This window comes from Streptomyces albiaxialis (genome assembly GCF_039530985.1).
Taxonomy (GTDB): Bacteria; Actinomycetota; Actinomycetes; order Streptomycetales; family Streptomycetaceae; genus Streptomyces; species Streptomyces albiaxialis.
The window spans coordinates 400,740-423,856 of the sequence record NZ_BAAAPE010000016.1 but is presented as its reverse complement, the minus strand read 5'-3'; the positions used below and the strand labels follow the sequence as shown (position 1 = coordinate 423,856).

Here is a 23,117-nt window from a genome sequence, read left to right as displayed (position 1 = left end):
GCCCGCAGGTGACGTCACTGCGCCGTCCAGCCCCCGTCCACGGCGAGCAGCGCGCCCGTGACGAACGACGCGGCGTCGGAGGCGAGGAACGCGACGGCCTCGGCGACCTCCTCCGGGCCGCCGATCCGGCCCAGCGGATGCGCGGGCCCGAACGAGGCGAGCATCTCCCGCCCGTTCTCGACGACGCCCTCCATGATGTCCGTGTCGATCACGCCGGGCAGCACGGCGTTCGAGCGGATGCCGTGGGGTCCGCCCTCGATCGCGAGCACGCGGGTGAGCTGGGCCAGGGCGCCCTTGGACGCCGCGTAGGCCGTCTGCGTGGCGAAGGCGACGACGGACGAGACCGAGGCGACGGAGACGAGCGCGCCCCCGCCGCCCGCCTCCATGACGCGGAACGCCTCGCGCGCCTGGACGAAGTTGCCGCGGGCGTTGACGCGGAGGATGCCGTCGAACTCCTCGGCGGTGGTCTCGGTGACGGGCTTGTTGAGGGTGCGCCCGGCGTTGTTGACGAGGATGTCCAGGCCGCCGAAGCGGTCGGTGGCCAGGGCCATGGTCGCGCGCGCGACCTCCTCGTCGGCGACGTCCCCGACGAGCGCGGCCACGTCCTCCGGGGCGCCGGAGACCCACTCCTCCACGGCCTCCGAGCGGTCGGTGACGACCAGCCGGGCGCCGCGGGCGCGCAGCAGTTCGGCGGTGGCGCGGCCGATGCCGCGCGCGGCGCCCGTGACGACGGCGACGCGTCCGGTGAGGTCCCAGGCGGCGGGCGGGGCGGGGTTCTGCGGGGCAGTCATGAGGTCCTTCTCTCTGTAGGGGGGATCAGCGGCCGTGGGCCGGGCGGACGACGATCTCGTTGACGTCGACGTCGGACGGCTGCGCGAGGGCGTACGCGAGCGCGTCGGCGACCGCGCCGGGCCCGATCGCGTGCGCCCGGTAGCTCCGCATGGCCTCGGCGGCGCCGGGGTCGGTGATGCTGTCGGCCAGCTCGGAGGTGACGACGCCGGGCGAGAGGGTCGTGACCCGGACCGAGGGGTCGCACTCCTGGCGGAGCCCCTCGGTGATCGCCCAGGCGGCGAACTTCGTCCCGCAGTACACGGCACCCGTCGGCACGACCTCGTGGGCGCCGACGCTCGCGACCGTCACGAAGTGGCCCCCGCCCTGCGCCGTGAAGACGGGCAGGGCCGCGGCGATCCCGTGCAGCAGCCCCCGCACGTTGACGTCGATCATGCGGTCCCACTCCTCGGTGAGCAGCGAGTCCAGCCGGGACAGCGGCATCACCCCGGCGTTGCTGACGAGGACGTCCACGCGGCCGTGCCGCTCGCGGGCGCCCTCGACGTACGCGCGGACGTCGGCCGGGTCGGTCACGTCCAGCCGTACGGGGTCCAGGCCGCCGCCGCTGCGGGCGGCCTCCGGCGCGAGGCGCTCGGCGAGCGCCGTGAGCCGGCCGGTGCGCCGGGCCCCGGCGACCACGTGGTGCCCGTCCCGGACGAGGCGCGCCGCGGCGGCCTCCCCGATGCCGCTGCTGGCGCCGGTGACGAGGACGATCTTGCGAGTGGCGGAATCCGCTGTCTGTGTCGGCATGCGACCGAGCCTGGGGGCGGCCGGGGCACGGCGGGAGGGCGGACTCTTCCTGGGTGCAGCGCACCCACGTTCGCCGCCGGGGCCGGGTCTAGCCTGGGCCGTATGGCACGTTCCGATCTCGGCGCCCATCTCAGCGCGCGCCGCGCCCAGGTCACCCCCGACGAGGTGGACCTCCCCTCGTACGGGACCCGGCGGGTCCCGGGCCTGCGCCGCGAGGAGGTCGCCCTGCTGGCGGGCGTCAGCGTCGACTACTACGTACGGCTCGAACAGGGCCGGGAGCGCACGCCCTCGGCGCAGGTCGTCGACGCGCTCGCCGTCGCGCTGCGGCTGGACGAGGACGGCCGCGAGCACCTCTTCCGGCTGGCCGGGCTGAGCCCTCGCGCCCGCTCCGCGGCCGTGCCCGACCGGGTCGACCCGAGCCTTTTGGCCCTCATGGACGCCTGGCCCGGCAACCCCGCCATCGTGTACAACCGCGCCTACGACGTCCTCGCCTCGAACGCCCTCGCCGACGCGCTCTTCCACGACTGGGCGCACTCGCGCAACCTCATGCACGTCGTCTTCACCGACCCGGCCGCGCGGACCTTCTACGCGGACTGGCACGAGGTCGCGCGCAACTCCGTCGCCGGTTTCCGCCTCGGCCACGGCAAGGCGCCCGACGATCCGCGCGTACGCCAGGTGCTGACCGAACTCCTCGACCGGAGCGCGGAGTTCGCCGAGCTGTGGCGGCGCCAGGACGCGCGTGGCAAGTCCCTGGCCCACAAGCGCTTCGACCACCGCGCCGTCGGCCCGCTGACCCTGACCATGCAGACCTTCGACGTCCGCTCGGCGCCCGGCCAGGAGCTGGTGGTCTACCACGCCGAACCCGCCTCCCCCAGCAGCGAGGCCCTCACCCTGCTGGGCACCCTCGCGGCGACGCCGTAACCCGGTGGTCCCGTAGCGGCTCACCGGTCCCTCATCAGCAGGTGCAGCAGCGTCACCACGCCGACGCCGACGAGCAGCGCCGTGCCGAACGTGGGGTGTCTGAAGGCGACGTACGTCGCGCCGCCGCCCGCGAGCAGCAGCAACGCGGTGCTCTGGTCCAGCCGACCGTTCATGGTGGGCGTCCTCCCGCAAGTCCCGGCCGCCATCCGGCATGGCGGTCCTGTGCGAGGTGAGAGGCGCGAGAACGCGATCCCTTACGCCGTTTCCACCTCTCTCTTCGACGTGATTGCGGTCACTCGTTCGAGCGAGGAACGTTTCACCGATGCACCCCGGTCGTAATGAATGAGGGCGTCCGCTGGGCCGCTCCGAGGGCGGAGACCGCTGTGAGAGTCCTCCTCGTCGACAACTACGACTCGTACACGTACAACCTCTTCCAGCTCATCGCCGCCGAGTACGGCGAGGAGCCCGAGGTCGTCACGCACGACGACCCGGCGTGGGGCCGGATCGACCTCGACGCCTACGCGGCCGCCGTGATCTCGCCCGGGCCCGGACGCCCGGACGAGGAGCGGGACTTCGGGCGCTCGGGGGACGTCTTTCGGCACGAGAGGATCCCCGTGCTCGGCGTGTGCCTGGGCCATCAGGGGCTCGGCACCGAGGCGGGCGGGCGCGTCGTCGGCGCGCCCAGGCCCCGGCACGGCCACCTGACCACCGTCACCCACGACGGCGACCCGCTCTTCCAGGGCATCCCCCGGTCGTTCACGGCCGTGCGCTATCACTCGCTGTGCCTGCCGGAGCCGCTGCCCGAGGAGCTGCGGGTGACGGCGCGGGCCGAGGACGGCGTGGTGATGGCCGTCGCGCACCGGTCCCGCCCGTGGTGGGGCGTCCAGTTCCACCCGGAGTCCGTGGCCTCCGAGCACGGCGGCCCGCTCGTACGGAACTTCCGCGCGCTCGCCCTCGCCACCGGGCACGGGGCACGCGCCGCCACCCGGACCGGTCCCCCGCCGCGCACGGGCCCGCGCACCGGACCCCGCGACGTGGAAGCCGCCGCGCCGCTGGAGGTGCGGCACACCGTCCTGCCGTACGAGGTCGACGCCGAGGCCGCCTTCACGGCGCTGCACCAGCACAGCGACCCCGCGTTCTGGCTGGACAGCGCGCACGTCGAGGAGGGGCTGTCCCGGTTCTCGTTCCTCGGCGACACCTCCGGGCCGCTCGGCGAGCTGCTGGAGTACCGCGTCGGCGACGGCCAGGTGACCGTGCAGCACGGCGACACCACCCGCACCACCGTCCCCGGCACCGTCTTCGACGTCCTGGAGCGGCGGCTGCGTGAGCGGACCCCGTGCCCGCCGCCCGGCCCGGAGCTGCCGTTCGACTTCACCGGCGGCTACGTCGGCTACCTCGGGTACGAACTGCGGGCCGACTGCGGCTCCCCGCACGGCCACCGCTCGCCCACCCCGGACGCCCAGCTCCTCTTCTGCGACCGCTTCCTGGCGATCGACCACGCGCGGGGCCGTACGTACGCCGTCGCGCTGTGCCGCACGGACGCGCCCGGCGAACCGCAGGAGACCGACGCGTGGCTGGCCACCACCGTCAAGGCGCTCAGCGAACTCCCGCGCCGGGAGGAGCGGCAGGCCCCCGGCGTCGCGCCCACCCGGCCGGAGGCCGGGGCCACGGCGCGGATGGCGACCGAGACGCTGACGCGCCCCGAGGCCACCTACCTCGCCGACATCGCCGCCTGTCAGCGCGAGCTGCACGCGGGCGAGAGCTACGAGCTGTGCCTCACGAATTCCGCGACGCTCCCCGCCCCGGCCGACCCGCTCGCGTACTTCCTGCGGCTGCGGGCCCTCAACCCCGCGCCGTACGGGGCGCTGCTGCGCTTCGGCCCGACCTGGGTGCTCAGCTCGTCCCCGGAGTGCTTCGTGCGGGTGGACCGCGACCGCGTGGTCGAGAGCAAGCCCATCAAGGGCACGGCGCCGCGCGACGCCGATCCCGCGCGGGACGCGGAGCTGGCCCGCGCGCTGACCACGGACCCCAAGACCCGCGCCGAGAACCTGATGATCGCCGACCTGCTCCGCAACGACCTCGGGCAGGTCTGCGAGATCGGCTCGGTGGAGGTCCCCGCGTTCCTCTCGACCGAGAGCTACGCGACGGTCCACCAGCTCGTCTCCACGATCCGCGGCAGGCTGCGCCCGGAGGTCGGCGCCGTCGCCTGCGTACGGGCGTGCTTCCCCGGCGGCTCCATGACGGGCGCCCCCAAGCTGCGGTCCCTGGAGATCCTGGACGGGCTCGAACAGCGCCCCCGCGGCGTCTACTCGGGCGCGCTCGGCTACTTCTCCGCCTCCGGGGCCGCGGACCTGAGCATCGTCATCCGTACGGCCGTCGTCCACGACGGCGTCCTCACGGTCGGCGCGGGCGGAGCGATCCTCCTCGACTCGGACCCCGGCGACGAGTTCGCCGAGATGGTCCTCAAGGCCGCCGCCACCCTCCAGGCCCTCCCGCCCGACGGGTCGGAAGCGGCACCGGAGCCCGCGCACGGACAGGAGTGAAGGCATGCAGCAGTACGACCGGATCGGCACGCTCTACGCCGAGATGAAGGAGACCTCGGCGTTCTGCGCCGCCGACAGGTACACCCTGCTCTCCGCGGTGGAGGCACACGGGGCCGGGCCGGAGGCCGGGGCGCTCGACGTGGCCTGCGGGCACGGCGACATCACCCGGCTGCTGGCGGCGCGCGGCACGAGCCCCGTGGTGGGCGTCGACATCTCGGCGGAGATGGTCCGCCTCGCCCGCGAGTACGAGGAGCGGGAACCGCTCGGCATCGAGTACCACGTCGGCGACGCGGCCGAACTGCCCCTGCTGGGCCGGTTCGGCGTGGCCACCGCGAGCTACCTCTTCAACTACGCGCCGACGCGCGACGCGCTGCGCGTCATGTTCGAGCGGGTCCGCGCCAACCTCGCCGAGGACGGCGTGCTGCTCGCGCTCGTGCCCAACGCGGGCCGGTTCCTCGACGCCGACCACGGCGCGGTCGACGCCCGCCTCGTGGAGCGCGTCGAGGGCGGGGAGGCGCCGCTGATGCGGATGGAGTTCCTCACCGACCCGCCCGTCCCGTTCGCGTACTACCAGTGGGAGCCCGAGGAGTACGAACGGGCGGCGTACGCGGCGGGCTTCACCCGCGTCCGGCAGCAGCCGGCGCGGACGCCGCCGCCGTGCGCGCGGTGGGACGCCGCGTTCTGGGCCGCCTACCAACGGGCGCCCCGCAGCACCCTGCTGGCCTGCTCCTGACACCGGGGCACCGAGGCACCGAAGCACCGAGGCACCGAGGCACCGAGGGGACCCCGTGCGACTCAGCACCGCGATCCTGCCCGTCCACCCCTGGCGCGAGGCGCGGGCGCTGTGGCGCCGTGCCGAGGAGCTGGGGGCGCACGCGGCGTACGTCTTCGACCATCTGGCCTGGCGCGAGTTCCGCGACGGGCCCTGGTACGGCACCGTGCCGACGCTCGCCGCGGCGGCGACGGCGACCTCGCGCCTGCGGCTGGGCACGATGGTCGCCTCGCCGACGTTCCGCCACCCGGTCACGCTCGCCCGGGAGCTGATGACGCTCGACGACATGTCCGGCGGCAGGCTGACGGTGGGCATCGGGGCCGGGGGCGCCGGGTTCGACACGACCGTGCTGGGCGAGGAGCCGTGGACGCCCGCCGAACGGGCCGACCGGTTCGCCGAGTTCCTCCCCCTCCTGGACCGACTGCTGACCGCGTCCTCGACGACGCACCGCGGCACGTACTACTCCGCCGTCGAGGCGCCGAACCGTCCGGGCTGCGTGCAGCGCCCCCGGCCGCCGTTCACCGTGGCGGCCACGGGGCCGCGCGGGCTGCGGCTCGCGGCCCGGTACGGCCAGGGGTGGGCGACCTTCGGCGACCGGCGGCGTGCCGCAGGGCAGAGCGGCGACGCGGTCCTCGCGGACGTACGGGCGCAGCTCGGCCGGCTCGCGCGGGCCTGCGCCGAGGAGGGCAGGGACCCGGGGGAGCTGGGGCGGACGTACCTCACCGGCTTCACCCAGGACCCCTGGCTCTCCTCGGTGGACGCCTTCGTCGACCTGGCCGGGCGGTACGCGGAGGCGGGGATCGGCGAGGTGGTGCTGCCCTGGCCGCTGCCCGGCACGCTCTACGCGGCCGACCAGCGGGTGTTCGAGGACATCCTCACCGAGGCCCCCGCCCAGCTCGCGCCCCGCTCCCCCGACGGGCCCTCCGGCGCGTCCCTCAGCAGCCCTCCGCGCCGTACATCCGCCGCTCCCAGTCCGTGACGGAGGCGCAGAAGCGCTCCCACTCCCGCGTCTTGAGCCGCAGGAACAGGTCGGCCAGCTCGGAGCCGAGCCCGCGCGCGACGGCCTGGTCCACGGCGAACAGGTCGAGGGCGTCCTTCAGCGTCAGCGGCAGCGAGCCGAAGGGGCTGGGCACGCCGGTGCCGGTGGTGCGGGGCAGCCCCGGGTCGATGCCCTGCGTCAGCCCGTCCTCGACGGCCGCGAGGAGGACGGCGTGCGAGAGGTACGGATTGACCATGGAGTCGGGCGACTTGATCTCCAGCCGCCCGTTGGCGGGCATCCGCACCGCGCAGGTCTTGTTGTCCATGCCCCAGTTGATCTCCAGGGGCGCGAACTGCCCGGTGTGCAGATACCTCTTGTACGAGTTGACCGTCGGCCCCATCACGGCGGTGGACGCGGCGGCGTGGGTCAGGATGCCGCCGAGCGCGTCCTTGCCGGTCTGGGTGAGGTGGAGGCCGGGCACGTCGGGGTCGACGAAGACGTTCCGCTCGCCGTCCCAGAGGCTGATGTTGTGGTGGCAGCCGTTGCCGAACCTGTCGTCGGCGGGCTTGGGCATGAAGCTCACCGTGGCCCCGGCCTCGCGCGCCACGCGGCGGCAGATCTGCCGGTGCAGGATCAGCCGGTCGGCGGTGCGGTCGGCGTGGTCGAACATCCAGTTCAGTTCGAGCTGTCCGGGGTCCTCGCAATTGCCCTCGATCATGTCGAGGCCCAGGGCCCGGCCGTACTCGATGACCTTCTGGTAGACCGGCCGCAGCCGCTCCATGTGCTCCAGGTGGTACATCGTGTGCGGGGTGCCCGGCACGTGCTCCGTGGACAGGCCCGGGACCTCCCAGGTGACCTCGGGCTCGATGCCGCTGCGCATCTCCAGGCCCGTACGGGCGGTGAACCCCGCGTGGACGCGGCGGAGATTGCCGCGCGCGTCGATCGGCACGGGCCGCCCGCCGTCGTCGCCGGGCGCGTGGTCCGGCTCGTACATCCGGCAGAAGAAGAAGCCGGTCCTGGTGTCCCAGGGCAGCACTCCGAAGCTGTCGAGGTCGGGCAGCACGACGCACTCCCCGCGCTCGGGGCTGCCCGCCAGCATCGCGCCGGAGCCGTCCACCTGGAGGTCCGCGACGACGCCCGGGTGGGCCTGGATGCCGTGCTCGATATTGCGCGGGAGGTGCCGCGCGGGCACGACCTTGCCGACGACCCGTCCGGTGAGGGTCACGATCTGGTAGTAGACGTACTCCACACCGGCCTCGGCGATGCGGGCACGGACGCTCTTGACGGCGGTCTCGTCGGCGTTCAGCTCGCGGTGCTGGTCCAGCTCGGTGCTGCGGGTGGCGGTGATCGTCATGCGCCTCTCATTTCCACGGAAACACGGGAAGTGGCGTGAGTTGACTGACCCCTTTCACAAGCTACACCGATGCACCGGCACCCGCGCGCCGATCGATACGGGCGGTGAGCGAGGGGAAATACGCCGTGTGATGTCTCACCCGATCGGCGCATTTCCGCGGTTCATCCGTGCGCCCCGCTCTCGCCGTACGTCCGGGAATTCCCCGGGCAGTTCCGGGAAAGGAGCGGTGGTTGCGACGCGGTGACGGGGCGGGCACAGTACGAGTGCGGGCCGGCCGGAAAGAGGATCCGGCCCGCCGGAACCGCGGGAAAAGGCGGAGCCTCTCCGCCCCGGAATTCCGCGCATTCCTCCCTTCCACGGCCGGAGTACGGCGACGCCCGTCCAGCGCGAATCCGTGCGCGGCCCGCGAGAACGCGAAAAGGAGCGTGGACCCCATGCTGCTTCAGCGCCCCACGAGCCGCGGCGGCCGGCTCGGGACCCTGCTCGACGAGGCAGCGGCCCGGCATCCCGCCAACGTCCTGATCCTCGACCACGACCTCGACGTCGCCCCGGAGCTGGGGCGCCGCGCCACGGTGTCCGAAGTCGCCGACCTGGTCGCCGACTTGGCGTCCCGCCTGTGGGCCGCAGGCGTCCGCCCCGGACAGCGCGTGGTCGTCCACAAGTCCGACGGCTTCGACATCACCCTCCTCGCCCTGGCCGTCGCGCGGATCGGCGCCGTACCGGTGCTGCTGTCCGCCGCGCTCGACGGGCCCACGGTGCTCGCCCTGCTGCGCCGCGCGGGGAACCCCACGCTGGTCACCGACCGGGCCAAGCTCGACGGGGAGTTGCCGCCCGCCGTGCTGGAGGAGGCCGAGCGGGTGCTGCTCGTCTCCGGGAGCCGTCCCGGCGCGGTGGGCCTCGCGGACCTCGCGGGCGCCGAGCGGGTCGCGCCCGTCGCCGAGGACCCCGACGCGCCCGCGCTCATCACCCACACCTCGGGCACGACGGGCGTCCCCAAGCTCGCGGTGCAGACGGGCGCGACGCTGCGGGCCCGCTATCTGCTGCACGCCCGCGCCCTCGCCCCGCTGGTGCCCGGACGCGAGACGATCGCCCTGCACATCTCGTTCGTCCACTCCCGGACGATCAGCATGCTGTCGCTCGCGCTGCGCCGCGGCTTCCCCGTCCTGGTGCTCTCCGGCGAGGACCCCGAGCATGTCGCCGACCACTTCGCGCGGTTCCGGCCCGGCATCGTCGAGGCGCACCCCAACTCGTTCATGGACTGGGAGGCCCTCGCGGACCACCCGCGCCGCCCCTTCGCCGGGGTGCGGCTCTTCAGCAGCACCTTCGACGCGCTGCACCCGCGCACCGTACGGCGGCTGCTGGGCGCCTCGTCCCGGCGCGCGCCGCTCTTCGGCCAGATGTACGGCCAGACCGAGTCCGGGCCCGCCGTCGGCCGCGTGTTCACCCGGCTGCGCTCGCCGCACGCCGACGGCCGCTGCGTCGGCTTCCCGTTCACCGGCATGACGGCCGTGCGCGTCGTCAGCCGCAACGGGCGCACGCCCTCGGCCGACGACCCCGGGAACATAGAGGTCCGCACGAACGGCCACTTCGTCACGTACCTCGGCGAGCACGAGCGGTACGAGCAGATGGCGGCGCCCGGCGGCTGGTGGCGGATGGGCGACGTCGGCTACCGCACCCGGTGGGGCTGTCTGCACGTCCTCGACCGGGAGGTCGACGTGATCGACGACTTCTGCAGCACCCTGGAGGCCGAGGACCGGCTGCTGGGCAGGCTGGAGCAGCTCTGCGAGGTCATCATCGTCCGCGACGGGACGGGCGCGCCCGTGCCCGTGGTGTGCACCCGAGGCGACGTGCCGCTGGACGTGGCCGCGTGGCGCGAGGCCGCGGGCTGCCTGCCGCCGATGGCCGAGCCGGTGCAGTGGCGCGCGGAGGAACTCCCGAAGACGGCCACCATGAAGATCAAGCGGCGGGAGCTGGAACGGATCCTCGCCGAGCGGCAGCGGGCCCTGTAGGACCCGGAAGGAGGAGGCGGACGTGGCGGAGATGCGAGCGATCGTCAGGCAGGGGGCCTCGGTCCGGCTCCGGCGGATGCCGGTGCCCGCTCCGGCGCCGGGCGAGATCCTCGTCCAGGTGATGGTCGCGGGCCTGTGCCGGACGGACGTCCACGCCGCACCGGGGCCCTCCGCGCGCGCCGAGCCCGTGGTCCTGGGCCACGAGTTCGCGGGCGTCGTCGCCGAACTCGGCGACGACGTCGGCGGATTCGCCGTCGGCGACCGGGTGGCGGTGACGCCGATGCTGCCGTGTCTGCGGTGCGGGCGCTGCGCCGGGGGTGCCCCCGAGCGCTGCCCGCACGCCGAACTGCTGGGCGTGCGGCGGCACGGCGCGTTCAGCGAGTTCGTGGCCGTGCCCGCGCACGTGGTGCACCGCATCCCCGACGCGCTCACGTTCCGCGAGGGCGCGTACGCCGGGCCCGTGTGCGCCTCGCTCGCCGTGACGCAGGCGGACATCAAGCCCCCGGACCGCGGCCTCGTGCACGGCGGCAACCGCCTCGCGCGGCTCACCGCGCACATTCTGCGGGCGTACGGATTCCACGCGCTCGACGTCCACGGAACGGAGAAACCCGCCGACTCCGCCGGGTCGCTCAGCGAGATTCCGGCGGACACCTACGATTTCGCGGTGGAGAGCACGCCGGGTTCCGCGGTGATCGGCGAACTGATCCGGGTCGTGCGCCCCGGCGGCCGTATCGTGCTCCGCAGCCGCCCGACGGGCCCCGTGGAAATCGACCTCGGGGCCGCGATCGGAAAAGAGATCACCTTCGAGACGGTCGCCTACAGCACTTTCCGCGAGGCCCTGTCCTTCCTCGTCCAGGAACACGAGAGGATCGCGGATCTGCTGGGCTGCGTACGGCCGTTGGAGGATTTCGAGGACCTTTTCTCGGCGGAGCGCGAGAATCAGCGCTTCAAGAGTTTCTTCTGCCCGAACTTCGCCGACATCGGCCCCGCCGAGATCGAGGCCTGGGCCCGCCTGATGCGCCCGGAGGCACCACGGGCCTGAGCGATGTCCCGTAATGGCCCCGAGGGGCCGGGCCGGCTCACGCCGCGGTGGCGGCTCCGGGTCGGAGTGCGGGGCCGAGCAGCAGGCCCCCGTCGAGGACGAATTCCGAGCCCGTGGCGAAAGAGGCGTCCTCGGAGGTGAGGAAGAGCAACAGGCGGGTGACCTCCGAGGGTTCGGCGAGGCGGGGGATGGCGAAGGGCTCGGGCGAGTAGACGTCGGCGATGGCAGGCTGGCCCGGGACGGCGGGCTCGTTGACCAGCGGCGTGGAGACGACGCCGGGGTGGAGGGAGTTGACCCGGATGTTGTCGCGCCCCAGCTCCAGCGCGGCCGTCTTGGTCAGCCCGCGCACGGCCCACTTGCTGGCGGCGTAGGGGGCGTAGTAGGCCGTGCCGACGTGGGCCATGGTCGAGGCGATGTTGACGATGGTTCCGCCACCACCCCCGCGCATCGACGGAGCCACGGCCCTGATGCCGAGGAACTGGCCGGTGACGTTGACGCTGAAGGCCTGCTCCCAGGTGCGGAGTTCGGTGTGCTCGATGGGGGCCGCCGGGTTCTGGACGCCCGCGTTGTTCACCAGGACGGCGACGGGCCCGAAGTGGCCTTCGACGTCCTTCACCACGGCCGCCCAGTCGTCCTCGCTGGCGACGTCCAGGCGGACGGACAGCGCCCGAGGGCCGAGTTGAGCGGCGAGGTCGCGCCCGGCGTCCTCGTCGCGTCCGGCGATGACGACGTTCGCCCCCTCGGCGTGGTAGCCCCGCACGTGGCTGCTGCCCATGCCGCCGCTGCCGCCCGTGACGAGGACGGTCCGGCCCTCAAAGCGTCCCATGATGCTTCCTTCCGGCTGACGCCAATGGTGAGCCGAGTGACTCACCTCTTCCCTCAAGGTAAGAGCGGACCAATGGTGAGTCAAGTGACTCACCTTGCAGCGGAAGGCATACTGGGGGCATGACGGCACAGCCATCGGAGTACCACCGGCGCGTGGCAGCGGAGAAGCGGACGTCCATCATCGAGGCGGCGACGAAGCTGTTCCTCGACTCCGGCTACGACGGCACCTCGCTGGCCCGCATCGCCGAGGCGGCCGGGGTGTCGAGGGCGACCCTGTTCAAGCAGTTCGCCACCAAGGCCGCCCTGTTCGAGGCGATCGTCACCGAATACTGGAAGACCGACGACGAGGAGGAGCCCCTCCCCGAGCCGGGGAACCTCCGCGCGGGGCTGGAGACCATCGGGCGCCGGTACGTGGCGCTGCTCACCCAGCCCGGCATGGCCGCCCTCTTCCGCATCGTCATCGCCGAGGTGCCCCGCTTCCCGGAACTGGGCGAGACCCAGTTCCGGCTCGGCAAGATGCCCTACTTCGAATCGGTCCGCCGCTACCTGGCGGCGGAGAACGCCGCCGGTGCGGCACGACTTGACGACGCGGAGACGGCGGCGACCCAGTTCCTCGGGATGATCTCCAACTACGTGTTCTGGCCCCGCATGCTGCTCGCGCACTGGGAGCCGGACGACTCCGCCGTCACCGACGCGGTCGACCAAGCGGTGCGGACCATGCTCGCGCGGTACGGCACGCCGGGGACCCACGGCGCCCGAGACGCCGGGTGAACGGCGAGGAGCCCTGACACGGCCCCGTTCTCATCACGCGGCCCGCCCGCTCATCTCACCGCGCGTATGCGCAGTTCGGCCAGGAAGGCCCGCACCTCGGCGGCCGTCTTCCCCGGGGTCGGCCGGGGGCCGGAGGTGACGACCGGCTGGGCCGTGACGGTGGCCCTGCCGTCGCCCCAGACGCAGCGGGAACTGGTCGTTCGGGCGACCTCGTACTCCACGCACCGCAGCTTGCCCCCGATGGGCCCCGGGCGGTAGCGCTTCGCCCGGCCCGACTCGACGCGGGTGCCGAGCAGTTCGGAGACGACCTCGTCCTCGACGGGGTCCGAGTCGTCGGCGACGGGGTGCAGGTCCAGGGAGATCGCGAAGGACTTCCTGCCGCCCTCCCGGCCGAGGTAGGACGCGTGCGCGATCCCCTTCGACGGGTCGAGATTGTCCCGCTTCCCGAACCGCGCCCACAGGGACTCCCCCTCGCCCGCGAGGCGGTAGGGGCCGAACCCCCGCGGCAGTTCGGCCGTGTACCTCTTCGGCCGCTCCTCCTCGTCCCCCGTGCCGATCAGGACGCCGACCACCGCCACCGCCGCGATCAGCACACCCGCGGCGACTCCCCCGACTGTCCGGCGCCGCCTGCGTGTCCGGGCCTTTCTCTCCCGGACAGCCGCCCAGTCGATGGGCGGCGCAGACGGCGCGTCGGACTCCGCGTTCGGCATTCGACTCCCCCCCTTGTGACCAGCCTTGTGATCAGCCCTCGTGATCAGCGGCAGCGTAGCGGTTCAGGGGATGTCGCCCGCGTGCGGCAGCGGGGTGTGCCAGTCGAGGAGGCGGTGCAGGTCGTCGTCGAGCTGGGAGAGCAGGCGCTGCGGGCTCTGCGGGAGGGCAGGGCCCCCGGCGGTGAGGCGTTCCGGGGGGCCGCTCGCGGTGCGCATGTGGCTCATCGCGATGTTCCGTTCGACGCGGGGCCTGCGGTGGTGCTCGTAGTGGCCGAGCGCCCGGCCGGAGGAGTCCGCGTCGCGCAGCGCCTTGGCGAGGACGACCGCGTCCTCCAGCGCCATCGACGCGCCCTGCCCGGTCGCGGGCGACGCCGCGTGCGCCGCGTCGCCGATGAGCACCGTGCGCCGCCCGCGCCAGCGGATCGCGGGCGGCAGGTGCAGCGCGTTGGTGACCTTCAGCTCGCCCGTCGTGGCGGCGACGATGTCCGCGGCAGGCGTACGGTCGCGAGCCACCAGCGGCAGCAGCCGCTTCCGCCAGTCCCCCGGCGCGTTCCCCGCGATCTCCCCGGCGGAGGCGGCGGGCCCCCGGACGCGCGCGAACCAGTACGTCTCCCCGCCCGGCGAGATGAGATAGCCGAAGTCCGCGCGGCTGCCGCGGATCATGGTGAGCGTCTCCTGCTCGGCGTCGGGCGGGTCGGCGCGGTCGGTGTAGCCGTAGAAGACGCACTGCCCGGCGTAGCCGGGGCGCACGTCCGGGGCGAGGGTGGCGCGGGTGGCGGAGCGCAGCCCGTCGGCGCCGACGAGGTAGTCGCCGCGCGCGCGGCTGCCGTCGGCGAAGACGGCGGTCACGCCGACCTTGTCCTCGGCGACGGTCGCGAGCCGCGCCGCGTGCCGTACGGGGATGCCGCGGCGGCGCACCTCGCGCTGGAGCGCGGCTCCGAGGTCGGCGCGGCGCACGCAGCGGTAGCGGGTCAGGGCCTGTTCGGGGTGCCCGAGCGGCACGGCGGGGGCCCGGCCTCCGGCGGCGTCCAGGGCGCGCATGCCGGTCACGGGGAAGCCGACGGCGTTGACGGCCTCGGCCGCGTCGAGCTGGGCGAGCGCGTGCATGCCGTTGCTCGCGAGGGTGAGGAACGCGCCGATGTCCGCGCCCGTCTCCGGGTGCGCCTCGTGGACGGTCACCTCGAACCCCGCCTTGTGCAGGGCGAGGGCGGCCGCGGAGCCCGCGATGCCGCCGCCGATCACCAGAATCATGAGCGGGTCTCCTCGTTCGTCGCGGTGGCCTCGATCACGGAGAGGGGGGTGGACGTGGGGGCGATCCGGTCGAGCCGGTAGCCGGTCGCGGCGAGTATCCGCTCCCAGTCCGCCGCGGTCCTCTCGCGGGCGGCGAGCATGCCGAGCATGGTCAGCTCCATCGTCGCGGCGAACGGCGGGAGCGGATGCTCCGGCCAGTCGGGCAGCACCAGTTCGACGAGGCGCAGCCGGGCGCCGTCGCCCCCGGCCGCGCGCACGGCGCGCAGGACGCGCTCGGCGTCCGCGTCGGGCCAGTCGTGCAGCACATAGCTGAGCACGTAGCAGTCGGCGCCGGACGGGAGGTCGTCGGCGACGAAGAAGTCGCCCCCGACGGTGGTGAAGCGCGCCCCCAGGCCGTGGCCGTCCAGCACGGGGCCCGCCTCGGCGACGACATGGGGCAGGTCGAACACGACCCCGGTCAGCTCCGGGTGCAGCCCGGCCAGCCGCACCAGCAGGCTGCCGTCGGCGCCGCCCACGTCGACCACGCTGCGGATGCCGCACAGGTCGAGGGAGGCGGGCACCCCGTAGCGCACGGTGCGGAGCCCCTCGCGCATCGCGGCGCTGAACCGGGCCGCGTGCTCAGGGTGGTCGGCGAACCAGTCGAACATCGGCTTGCCGTAGTGGTGCTCCGGCGCCGGGACGCCGTCCCGCAGCGTCCTGTGCAGCTCGGCGTAGGGGGCGTAGAGGGTGTCCGCCCAGGTCAGCGCCAGTTCGTACGCCGAGGACCCGGTGTCGGGCGCGAACGCGGGACCGAGCGGGCCCAGGTCCACCCGGTCGTCGCCCAGCAGCGTGAAGACGTCCTCCCCGGCGAGCACCCGGAGGAGCTGGCGGAGCCTCGTCGGGTCCGTGCCGGAGCGCCGGGCCAGCTCGGGCACGGGCAGCGGCCCGCCCATCAGGTGCCCGGCGATGCCGAGCCGGGCGACGGCGAACGCGGCCTGCGCGTACTGGAACCCGGCGAGCAGCCTGACGGCGCGCACGGTGGCGTCGGAGTCATGTGTCATAACGCGCTTATCGTGACAAAGGACCGGATGAATTCGGGCGCGATACGGGGGCGACACGAGGCCGTCACCCGGACACCCGCCCGGACACCGGTCCGGACACCCGCCCGGACATCCGCTCCCGGCACTCCGCGTGCCGCGCCAGCACGCGGCCGACCAGCTCGTCGGCGGCGCCCAGATAGCCCTCGGGGTCGAGCAGGGCGCGCACCTCCGTGCCGCCGGGCAGGACGCCCGCCAACTCCTCGTGCCGCTCCAGGAGTTCGCCGAAGGTGCCCTCGCCCGCCGCCGCCCGCCGGGCGCACTCGCCGAGCAGCCGCTTCGCGCGGGCCTTGCCGAGCGGCGCGGCGAGCGCGGCGTTGAGCCGTTCGGAGACGACGGCGCCGCCGGTGAGGTCCAGGTTGCGGCGCAGGGTGTCCGGGAAGACCTCCAGGCCCTCGGCCAGCTCCGCCGCAGTGCGCGCGGCCCCGGCGGCGAGGCGCAGCGCCTCGCGCAGCGGCTGCCACTCCGCGTGCCAGGCGCCCGGCGCCCGTTCGTCCTCGGCGAGCATGCTCTGCGCCAGCACCGAGGCGTACGCGGGCACCTGACGGGCCGCCGCGACGATCAGCGTGGCCAGTACGGGGTTGCGCTTCTGCGGCATGGCGGAGGACGCGCCGCGCCCCTCGGCCGCCGGTTCGGCGACCTCCGCGATCTCCGTACGGGAGAGCACCTGCACGTCCAGCGCGAACTTGCCCAGCGCCCCGGTGACGGCGCTCAGCGTCCCGCCCAGGTCGCACAGCGGCATCCGCAGGCTGTGCCAGGGCACGGAAGGGGCGCGCAGCCCCAGCTCGGCGGCGAACCGGGCCGCCAGCGCGGGCCCGTGCCCCGGCCCGTGTCCCGGCCCGTGCCCCGGCCCGTGCCCCGTCCTCCCGGCGGCGGTCCCCCGCGCGTACTCCTCGTAAGCGGCCAGGGTGCCCGCGGCGCCGCCGAGCTGCGCGGGGAGCCCGGCCGCCGTGTCCCGCACGCGGGCGGCGGCGTCCAGCACGGAGTCGAGCCAGCCCGCGGCCTTCAGCCCGAAGGTCGTCGGCACCGCGTGCTGGGCCAGCGTGCGCGCGGCCATGGGCGTGGTGCGGTGCTCGCGCGCGAGGAGAGCGAGCGCGTCGGCCGTACGGAACAGGTCGCGCTCGGCCCCCTCCAGCGTGCGGGCGGCGAGCAGCATCGCGGCGGAGTCCAGCACGTCCTGGCTGGTGCAGCCCAGGTGCACATGGTCCGCCGCCTCCGGGTCCGTCTCCGCGACGGCGGCGGTGAGCCGGCGGACGAGGACGACGACGGGGTTGGCGGCGCCCCGGGACTCCTCGGCGAGCACCGCGGTGTCGAGGCGGACCGAGCGCGCGGCCTTCGCGACGGCCTCGGCGGAACGGGCGGGGATCACCCCCAGCGCCGCCTGCGCGCGGGCCAGCGCCTCCTCGGCCTCCAGCATCGCGCGGACCCACGCCTCGTCGGAGAGCCCGGGAACGGCCTCGCTCCCGGCCCATACGGGCGCGAGCAGACCGGAGTCGGTGCCCGCGCCACGGCGTACCGCCGCGTGCGGCGCGGGAACTGAGTGGGCGTCAGACATGGACGGGCCTCTCCTCCGTCGTGACCACGGTGGGCGGGAAGCGTCTGCCGACCGTCATCGACAGGCACTCGCGGGCTATCGCGTCGGCGTCGCCGAGGATCACCGAGTCCACCCCGGGCCGTATCCCGGCGGCCGTCGCCCAGTGCACCGACTCGGTGGGCACCCCGAAGGCGAAGCGGTACGGGTGCGGGGCGCCCGCCGCGTCCACCAGGCGGCACGGGCGCGGGGTCACCGCCAGCCCGCCGGTCTGCACATGCCCGTCGGTGCCGGTCGGGATGGTGTACGGGCGGCAGGCGCCGCGCTCCAGCAGGTCCCGGACCAGGGGGTCGGCTGTACGGCGCACGTCCATCTCGGGCAGCCGGGCCTCGATCAGCGTGGTGACGCGGCGCCCGGAGCCGGGCACGGCGGCGGAGTCCACGGCGAAGCCGCCCGGCACGGGGTCGACCGTCATCCCGGGCCCGAGCACCTCGACGGTCCCGGCCTCGATCAGCGCGATCAGCTCCTCGATCCGCCCCGGCGGCGGGCCGATGGACAGGAAGGCGTTGAGCGGCGTGTACCAGGACTGGAGTTCGCCCCGGTAGGACTCGCCGGTGATGCCCGCGTGGTCGACGACCATCCGGACCTCGTTGCGCAGGTCCCGCAGCACATCGAGCGCGGCCTTCAGCGGCCCGCGCACATTGCCGCGCCGCGCCTCCGCGAGGTCCCCGCGCAGATACCCCAGCAGCCAGCCCCGGTACTCGGCGGGCGCGCGGAAGGCGCGGTCGCCGTACGGCCTCGACAGCCGCTCCCAGTCCCAGCGTTCGTGCCGCCCGATGCCGAACCGGCTCAGCGTGTCCTCGTCCACGGGCGCGCCGACCGGGAGCCGCGCGTACTCCCGCAGGAACGCCTCGGCCGCGGCGCGCTGACGGCGCTCGGTGAGCAGCGCGTAGAGATAGGCGCCCGCGACCTCGCGGTCGATGAGCGGCCACACGTGCCGCGCGAACTCGATGCGCTCCCCGGCCAGTCGGCGGTCGCGCAGCGCGGCGATCCGCTCGGGGGTGAGGATCACGGGCAGGTGCCGCCCGAAGGGACCCTTCTGGTTCTCGCCGCGCGCGTGGTACGGGACGCCGCGCCGCGAACCGGCGTACAGCCGCGGCTCCCGCCCCGAGGGCCGGTAGCGCAGCCGCCCGTCCTCGCGGTGGAACGCGCCGCCCCGGCCGGACGTCAGCAGCGCCAGGTGGTCGAAGAAGGTCAGCCCCAGTCCGCGCAGCGCGACCGGCTCGCCCGGCGCCACGCCCGCGAGGTCCGCCTCGGCGGGGCTGGCGGGCGGCAGATAGCCGAGCCCGGCGCGCCGCGCGTGCGCGTCCAGCGCGGTCTCCTCCGTGCCGCACGCGGGGAGCATGTCGAGGTGGCCCTGCGCGAGCACCACGCAGTCGACCCGCAGCTCCGTGCCGTCGTCGAGGGTGACGAGCTGCGTGGCGTCCTCGGCCTCCGCCAGCCGCACCGCGCCGCGCCGGTGCCCGCGCACGGCGACCCCGGCGGGCGCGCCGCGCCGCACATGGTCGAGGACCCACACGAGGTAGTGGCCGTAGAACGCCCGCGAGGGGTAGGTGTCGGGCCCCAGCCGGGCGGCCTCGGCCCGTACCCAGTCGGGCAGTTCGGCCGCGGGCCCGCCGGACGGGCCGCCGCCGGTCAGCGCGACCGCGCGCGCCCACTCGTACAGGCTGGGGCCCGGGCGGATCGGCCCCGCGCAGCGCACGCTGCGGTCGGTGAACATCGTGACCTGCGACGCCACCGTGTTCATCAGCAGCTCCCGCCGCTGCGTGCCGCGCCACACCCGGCCGCCAGTGCCGAGGTGCGGGTCGATCACGTGGACCGTGAGCCGCCGCCCGTGCGCCCCGGCGGCGTTGGCCGCCAGCCGCTCGACGACGGAGAGGCCCCGCGGACCGGCGCCCACCACGGCGACACTGCGCTCCTGGCTCTCGCCCATCGGTGCTCTCCCTGGTCCTGAAACGCCCGGCGGACACACGCGTACGTACGCGCCGGTGCGTGCCGTCTCCCACGGAGCGGGGAGGGGGGAACCCGATCAGTACACCCCACGGCACGCCGTCCCGCACGTCCGGCGGACGCGGGCGCGGTGGCATGCTGCTCTGTGTGACTCCCCCCAGCGAACCCGACCGGGGCGCGGTGGACGTCGGCGGTCTGCGCCTGTCGTACCTCGACCACGGCGGCCCCGGACGGCCCCTGCTCGCCCTGCACGGACACTTCGGAGAGGCCCGCACCTTCGCGCCGCTCGCGGCCGGACTCGCCCCGGACTGGCGGGTGGTGGCGCTCGACCAGCGCGGCCACGGGCTCTCGGACCGGCCGCCGGACTTCTCCCGGCGCGGGTACGTGGCGGACGCGGTAGGCCTACTGCGGCACCTGGGCCTGGAGGGCGCCGTCGTCCTCGGCCACTCGCTCGGCGGCGTGAACGCCTACCAGCTCGCCGCCCGCCATCCGCGCCTGGTCCGCGCCCTGGTCGTGGAGGACGTGGGCGCCGAGGTCGAGGACGACCTCGGGTTCTGCCTGGAGTGGCCCGAGCGGATGCCGACGCGCGCGGACCTGTTCGCGGGCCTGGGCGAGTCGGCCCCGTATGTCACCGACTCCGTACGGGAGTTCGCGGACGGCTGGGGCCTCACGTTCCGCGCGGCGGACATGGTCGCCTCGCAGCGGCAGCTCAACGGCGACCACTGGGACGACTGGCTGGCAACCACCTGCCCCGCACTGCTCGTCCGCGGCACCCGCAGCCCGGTGCTGGGCGCCGAGCAGGCGCGGCAGATGGCGCGGCGGCGCCCCGGGACGCGGCTCGTGGAGCTGGAGGCGGGCCACACCGTGCACGCGACGGCGCCGGAGGCCTTCGCCGCCGCCGTCCGGGGATTCCTCGCGGAGCTGTGAGGAACGTACAGCCGAACGGGTGACCGCCCACCGATGATCGCCGAGAACGGAGACCCCGCATGCGCCTCGCGCTCGCCCAGATCACCACCGGCCTCGACCCGGACCGTAACCTCGCCACGGTGCGCGACCAGGCCCGCCGTGCCGCCGACGCCGGGGCCCGGCTCGTCGTCTTCCCCGAGTCCACGATGGCCCGCTTCGGCGCGCCGCTCGCCGAGGTCGCCGAGCCGCTGGACGGGCCGTGGGCGGGCGCGGTGCGCGGCATCGCGGAGGAGACGGGGACGGTCGTCGTGGTGGGCATGTTCACGCCCGCGCCGGGTGGCCGCGTCGCGAACACGCTGCTGGCCACGGGCCCCGGCCTCGACGCCTCCTACGACAAGATCCACCTGTACGACGCCTTCGGCTGCACCGAGTCCGAGCACGTCGCGCCCGGCTCCGAGGTGGTGACGATCGACGTGGACGGCGTCCGTATCGGCCTCGCCACCTGCTACGACGTCCGCTTCCCCGAGCTGTTCCGGGCCCACGCCGACGCGGGCGCCGCCCTCTCCCTGCTGCCCGCGTCCTGGGGCCCCGGGCCCGGCAAGGTCGAGCAGTGGCAACTGCTGCTCCGGGCGCGGGCGCTGGACGCCACGCTCTGGCTCGCCGCCGCCGACCAGGCGGCCCCCGCGCCCTCGGAGCCGGAGACGACGGCCCCGGTCGGCGTCGGCCACAGCGCCCTGGTCGGCCCCGACGGCACGGTGCGCGACGCGCTCGGCCCGGAGCCGGGCCTCCTCGTCGCCGACGTCGACGTGGACGAGGTCGAGGCGGTCCGCCGCAAGGTCTCGGTCCTCGCCAACCGGCGGCTGTGAGCGGGGCCCCGCACCGCGCACGCACGAGGGCCGCCACCCGTATCGCGCGACGGGCGGCGGCCCTGCCGTGTTCCGCGGGGCGTACGGCCGGAGGCCGGGCCGTTCGTCCGTCCGCCCGTCACCTCGCGGCGGCGTGCACCTCCAGCGCGGTACGGACGGCCGATTCGAGGGCGCCCTCGATCCAGGCGGGCTTCAGCGAGGTGTGGTCGCCCGCGAAGTGCAACGGCCCTTCCTTCGTGCCGATGTCCGGGAACAGCTCGGTGTGCTGGCCGGGCAGCAGCACCGACGCCTCCCCGTACGCGTACGGGTCGCGCAGCCAGCTCTGGGTCTTCCCCTTGCCGGTGTAGAAGACCTCGACGCGCTGCCCGTAGACCTGCTGCATGCCGCGCAGGGCGTGCGGATAGCGGGCGTCGTCGTCGAAGGCGTCCCAGCGCACGGCGTCGTCCGCCCAGCTATAGGAGGCCAGGACGACGCCGCCCTGGCTGCCCGGAACGGGGTGCGAGGGGTTGAACATGAAGCGGTTGGTGTTGTCGCAGACCGAGCCGCCGCCGTACGCGTGCACGGCCTCGGGCTGGTCCCGGGTGAGCCAGCGGTTGGCCGCGTAGTGCGTGCGCTGGGCCTCGGTGATGTGCTTGCCGGGGACGGAGGGGTGGGCGCCGAGGAGCTTCCCGTCGTCGGGCACCTTGCCGTCCCGGTAGTCCTCGTAGAGCCCGGGCCGGATCGCGGTGAGCTGCTCCTTCCAGTCCTTCTCGGTGAACTCCCACCAGCGGCGGCTGAACTCCAGCAGCACCTTCGTGGCCGCGTCGTAGTGCAGCTCGATCAGCGCGCGCCGCTTGGGGTACGAGGGCTGGGGGCGGATCTGCACCTGGCGCAGGCCGGAGAAGGGCACGGTCACGATGGCGTAGTCGGCCGTGAACTGCTGGCGGACGACCTCGCCCTTGCGTCCCTCGGACACGGTGTCCATCCACACCGCCGGGCCCTTCTCGCCGACGTGGGTGACGTCGCCGCCGCCCGGACGTTCCGGGTCCCGGTACTCGATGCGGGTGACCCGGCGGTCGAAGCGGACCTCGCCGCGGATCCTCTTGAGCATCGCGTCGGCCAGCACGGCGGTGCCGCCGTCCAGTTCCCAGAACTTGGTGTGCGGGCTGATCAGGGCGTGCCCGATGAAGCTGTGCAGGAAGGCGAGCGGCAGCCGCGAGGTGACGTTCTCCAGGGTGCCGATCAGGTCGACCGTACGCACGTCGAGCTTGGCGTACTCGGTCAGGAAGCGGAACATCGAGTAGTCGCCGAACTCCTCGATGACCGAGGTCCATCCGTCCAGCGCCTCGGGCAGCGGCTTGTCCTTGCGGGTGCCGTCGGGCTGCTTGACGCTGAACCGGTCCCGGATCGGGTCCAGCACGCCCTCCAGGATCTTGCCCGCCGGGACGTCGTGATATTTCTCGGGCACGCCGAACGAGCGGTTGACCGGCGCGGGATCCTTCTCGTAGGCGGCGCGGCGCATCCGGACGCCGTTGACCACGAGCCAGGTGGCGTTGGTGCGGTTGCCCTTCTCGTCCTCGGCGACGAGCTTGAACGGGACCTTCTTCAGTTTGAGCTGCTCGATCAGCGCCATCACCAGCGGATGACTGCCCGGGATGCGCATCGCGCCCGCCTCGGCGCGCTGGCGGGAGTCGGCGAACGGCGGCGCGGCGTCCTCGTGCCCGCCGGTGCGGAACGTCTTGACGCGTCCCCCCGCCCGGTTGCCGTTGGCCTCCAGCACGGTGACGCGGTGCCCGGCCTTCTTCAGCAGGTACGCGGCGAGCATCCCCGCCGGGCCCGCGCCCACGACCAGCACCTTGCGGCTGCTGCCCGCGCGGGGCAGGCCCTCGCGCAGCACCTTCATGTACCGCTCGCCGAGCGGCTTGTCGGCCTCGTCCACCACGAGCACCGCGCGGGCGACGTCCCTGCTGCGCGCGCGGTCGCCGGGCGCCTTC

Annotated in this window: 20 protein-coding genes; 9 read left to right on the top strand and 11 right to left on the bottom strand. The window is 74.2% G+C overall.

From position 1 onward, the window contains the following. Nucleotides 1-14: 14 nt before the first annotated feature. Nucleotides 15-791 (bottom strand): SDR family NAD(P)-dependent oxidoreductase, encoded by a 777-nt coding sequence (locus ABD343_RS33490; protein ID WP_344533697.1) that lies wholly within the window; start codon nt 789-791, stop codon nt 15-17. A gap of 25 nt (nt 792-816) precedes the next feature. Beyond that, nucleotides 817-1,578, bottom strand: coding sequence for an SDR family oxidoreductase (locus tag ABD343_RS33485; RefSeq protein WP_344533695.1), 762 nt, complete (start codon nt 1,576-1,578; stop codon nt 817-819). Between the two features lie 93 nt (nt 1,579-1,671). Here ABD343_RS33485 and ABD343_RS33480 point away from each other — a divergent pair, with 93 nt between their 5' ends. Further along, nucleotides 1,672-2,499 carry a helix-turn-helix domain-containing protein gene (locus ABD343_RS33480; RefSeq protein WP_344533889.1) on the top strand — a complete coding sequence of 276 codons (828 nt, stop codon included), beginning with the start codon at nt 1,672-1,674 and terminating at the stop codon, nt 2,497-2,499. A gap of 20 nt (nt 2,500-2,519) precedes the next feature. Here the strand turns inward: ABD343_RS33480 and ABD343_RS33475 are convergent, their stop codons facing one another. Beyond that, nucleotides 2,520-2,672: a hypothetical protein gene (locus ABD343_RS33475; protein WP_344533693.1), complete on the bottom strand. Its 153-nt coding sequence runs from the start codon at nt 2,670-2,672 to the stop codon at nt 2,520-2,522. Nucleotides 2,673-2,882: 210 nt separating this feature from the next. Here ABD343_RS33475 and pabB point away from each other — a divergent pair, with 210 nt between their 5' ends. Genes pabB through ABD343_RS33460 form a run of 3 tightly spaced genes read left to right on the top strand, consistent with a single transcriptional unit; the run spans nt 2,883 to nt 6,793 of the window. Further along, the gene (pabB, locus tag ABD343_RS33470; protein WP_344533691.1) at nt 2,883-5,042 is read left to right on the top strand and encodes an aminodeoxychorismate synthase component I; all 2,160 of its coding nucleotides are present in this window, start codon (nt 2,883-2,885) and stop codon (nt 5,040-5,042) included. A 4-nt stretch (nt 5,043-5,046) separates the two neighbouring features. Continuing rightward, nucleotides 5,047-5,775, top strand: coding sequence for a class I SAM-dependent methyltransferase (locus tag ABD343_RS33465; RefSeq protein ID WP_344533689.1), 729 nt, complete (start codon nt 5,047-5,049; stop codon nt 5,773-5,775). 55 nt (nt 5,776-5,830) lie between these two features. Continuing rightward, nucleotides 5,831-6,793: an LLM class flavin-dependent oxidoreductase gene (locus tag ABD343_RS33460; RefSeq protein ID WP_344533687.1), complete on the top strand. Its 963-nt coding sequence runs from the start codon at nt 5,831-5,833 to the stop codon at nt 6,791-6,793. Here ABD343_RS33460 and ABD343_RS33455 read toward each other — a convergent pair. Further along, complete coding sequence (locus tag ABD343_RS33455; protein ID WP_344533686.1) at nt 6,750-8,147, bottom strand: glutamine synthetase family protein; 1,398 nt, start codon at nt 8,145-8,147, stop codon at nt 6,750-6,752. The two genes, ABD343_RS33460 and ABD343_RS33455, sit on opposite strands and share 44 nt — an antisense overlap. A gap of 434 nt (nt 8,148-8,581) precedes the next feature. Here ABD343_RS33455 and ABD343_RS33450 point away from each other — a divergent pair, with 434 nt between their 5' ends. Further along, complete coding sequence (locus ABD343_RS33450; protein WP_344533685.1) at nt 8,582-10,156, top strand: class I adenylate-forming enzyme family protein; 1,575 nt, start codon at nt 8,582-8,584, stop codon at nt 10,154-10,156. Between the two features lie 31 nt (nt 10,157-10,187). After that, nucleotides 10,188-11,198: a zinc-dependent alcohol dehydrogenase gene (locus ABD343_RS33445; protein WP_344533887.1), complete on the top strand. Its 1,011-nt coding sequence runs from the start codon at nt 10,188-10,190 to the stop codon at nt 11,196-11,198. Between the two features lie 37 nt (nt 11,199-11,235). Here ABD343_RS33445 and ABD343_RS33440 read toward each other — a convergent pair whose 3' ends face one another. Beyond that, a complete protein-coding gene (locus tag ABD343_RS33440) occupies nt 11,236-12,024 on the bottom strand; it encodes an SDR family oxidoreductase (protein WP_344533683.1) in 789 nt (262 codons plus the stop codon). A 119-nt stretch (nt 12,025-12,143) separates the two neighbouring features. Between ABD343_RS33440 and ABD343_RS33435 the strand changes: the two genes are divergently transcribed. After that, nucleotides 12,144-12,794: a TetR/AcrR family transcriptional regulator gene (locus tag ABD343_RS33435; protein WP_344533681.1), complete on the top strand. Its 651-nt coding sequence runs from the start codon at nt 12,144-12,146 to the stop codon at nt 12,792-12,794. Between the two features lie 50 nt (nt 12,795-12,844). On the opposite strand, the gene ABD343_RS33430 is transcribed toward ABD343_RS33435, so the two are convergent. The 5 genes from ABD343_RS33430 to ABD343_RS33410 form a co-directional block, all read right to left on the bottom strand. Continuing rightward, nucleotides 12,845-13,387, bottom strand: a complete 543-nt coding sequence (locus tag ABD343_RS33430; protein ID WP_344533679.1) for a hypothetical protein — start codon at nt 13,385-13,387, stop codon at nt 12,845-12,847. Nucleotides 13,388-13,567: 180 nt separating this feature from the next. After that, nucleotides 13,568-14,755: an FAD-dependent oxidoreductase gene (locus tag ABD343_RS33425; RefSeq protein WP_344533677.1), complete on the bottom strand. Its 1,188-nt coding sequence runs from the start codon at nt 14,753-14,755 to the stop codon at nt 13,568-13,570. Continuing rightward, nucleotides 14,752-15,795 carry a methyltransferase gene (locus ABD343_RS33420; protein WP_344533675.1) on the bottom strand — a complete coding sequence of 348 codons (1,044 nt, stop codon included), beginning with the start codon at nt 15,793-15,795 and terminating at the stop codon, nt 14,752-14,754. The genes ABD343_RS33425 and ABD343_RS33420 overlap by 4 nt, the downstream gene beginning before the upstream one ends. A gap of 64 nt (nt 15,796-15,859) precedes the next feature. After that, a complete protein-coding gene (locus ABD343_RS33415) occupies nt 15,860-17,386 on the bottom strand; it encodes a class-II fumarase/aspartase family protein (protein ID WP_344533673.1) in 1,527 nt (508 codons plus the stop codon). After that, nucleotides 17,379-19,355 (bottom strand): FAD/NAD(P)-binding protein, encoded by a 1,977-nt coding sequence (locus ABD343_RS33410; RefSeq protein ID WP_344533671.1) that lies wholly within the window; start codon nt 19,353-19,355, stop codon nt 17,379-17,381. Before ABD343_RS33410 ends, ABD343_RS33415 begins: the two co-directional genes overlap by 8 nt. A gap of 152 nt (nt 19,356-19,507) precedes the next feature. Here ABD343_RS33410 and ABD343_RS33405 point away from each other — a divergent pair, with 152 nt between their 5' ends. Both ABD343_RS33405 and ABD343_RS33400 read left to right on the top strand, forming a co-directional pair. Then, nucleotides 19,508-20,299 (top strand): alpha/beta fold hydrolase, encoded by a 792-nt coding sequence (locus ABD343_RS33405; RefSeq protein ID WP_425578334.1) that lies wholly within the window; start codon nt 19,508-19,510, stop codon nt 20,297-20,299. 59 nt (nt 20,300-20,358) lie between these two features. Continuing rightward, on the top strand, nt 20,359-21,144 hold the full coding sequence (locus tag ABD343_RS33400; protein ID WP_344533668.1) for a carbon-nitrogen hydrolase family protein: 786 nt from the start codon (nt 20,359-20,361) through the stop codon (nt 21,142-21,144). 118 nt (nt 21,145-21,262) lie between these two features. Here ABD343_RS33400 and ABD343_RS33395 read toward each other — a convergent pair. Next, the coding region (locus ABD343_RS33395) for a flavin monoamine oxidase family protein (protein ID WP_344533666.1) at nt 21,263-23,117 on the bottom strand (1,855 nt) is incomplete at its 5' end.

Excerpts from the sequence above, each read along its gene's own strand:
- ABD343_RS33490 (WP_344533697.1), bottom strand. The coding sequence starts at position 791 with ATGACTGCCCCGCAGAACCCCGCCCCGCCCGCCGCCTGGGACCTCACC.
- ABD343_RS33485 (WP_344533695.1), bottom strand. The coding sequence starts at position 1,578 with ATGCCGACACAGACAGCGGATTCCGCCACTCGCAAGATCGTCCTCGTC.
- ABD343_RS33475 (WP_344533693.1), bottom strand. The coding sequence starts at position 2,672 with ATGAACGGTCGGCTGGACCAGAGCACCGCGTTGCTGCTGCTCGCGGGC.
- ABD343_RS33465 (WP_344533689.1), top strand. The coding sequence starts at position 5,047 with ATGCAGCAGTACGACCGGATCGGCACGCTCTACGCCGAGATGAAGGAG.
- ABD343_RS33455 (WP_344533686.1), bottom strand. The coding sequence starts at position 8,147 with ATGACGATCACCGCCACCCGCAGCACCGAGCTGGACCAGCACCGCGAG.
- ABD343_RS33450 (WP_344533685.1), top strand. The coding sequence starts at position 8,582 with ATGCTGCTTCAGCGCCCCACGAGCCGCGGCGGCCGGCTCGGGACCCTG.
- ABD343_RS33445 (WP_344533887.1), top strand. The coding sequence starts at position 10,188 with ATGCGAGCGATCGTCAGGCAGGGGGCCTCGGTCCGGCTCCGGCGGATG.
- ABD343_RS33440 (WP_344533683.1), bottom strand. The coding sequence starts at position 12,024 with ATGGGACGCTTTGAGGGCCGGACCGTCCTCGTCACGGGCGGCAGCGGC.
- ABD343_RS33435 (WP_344533681.1), top strand. The coding sequence starts at position 12,144 with ATGACGGCACAGCCATCGGAGTACCACCGGCGCGTGGCAGCGGAGAAG.
- ABD343_RS33425 (WP_344533677.1), bottom strand. The coding sequence starts at position 14,755 with ATGATTCTGGTGATCGGCGGCGGCATCGCGGGCTCCGCGGCCGCCCTC.
- ABD343_RS33420 (WP_344533675.1), bottom strand. The coding sequence starts at position 15,795 with ATGACACATGACTCCGACGCCACCGTGCGCGCCGTCAGGCTGCTCGCC.
- ABD343_RS33415 (WP_344533673.1), bottom strand. The coding sequence starts at position 17,386 with ATGTCTGACGCCCACTCAGTTCCCGCGCCGCACGCGGCGGTACGCCGT.
- ABD343_RS33410 (WP_344533671.1), bottom strand. The coding sequence starts at position 19,355 with ATGGGCGAGAGCCAGGAGCGCAGTGTCGCCGTGGTGGGCGCCGGTCCG.
- ABD343_RS33405 (WP_425578334.1), top strand. The coding sequence starts at position 19,508 with ATGCTGCTCTGTGTGACTCCCCCCAGCGAACCCGACCGGGGCGCGGTG.
- ABD343_RS33400 (WP_344533668.1), top strand. The coding sequence starts at position 20,359 with ATGCGCCTCGCGCTCGCCCAGATCACCACCGGCCTCGACCCGGACCGT.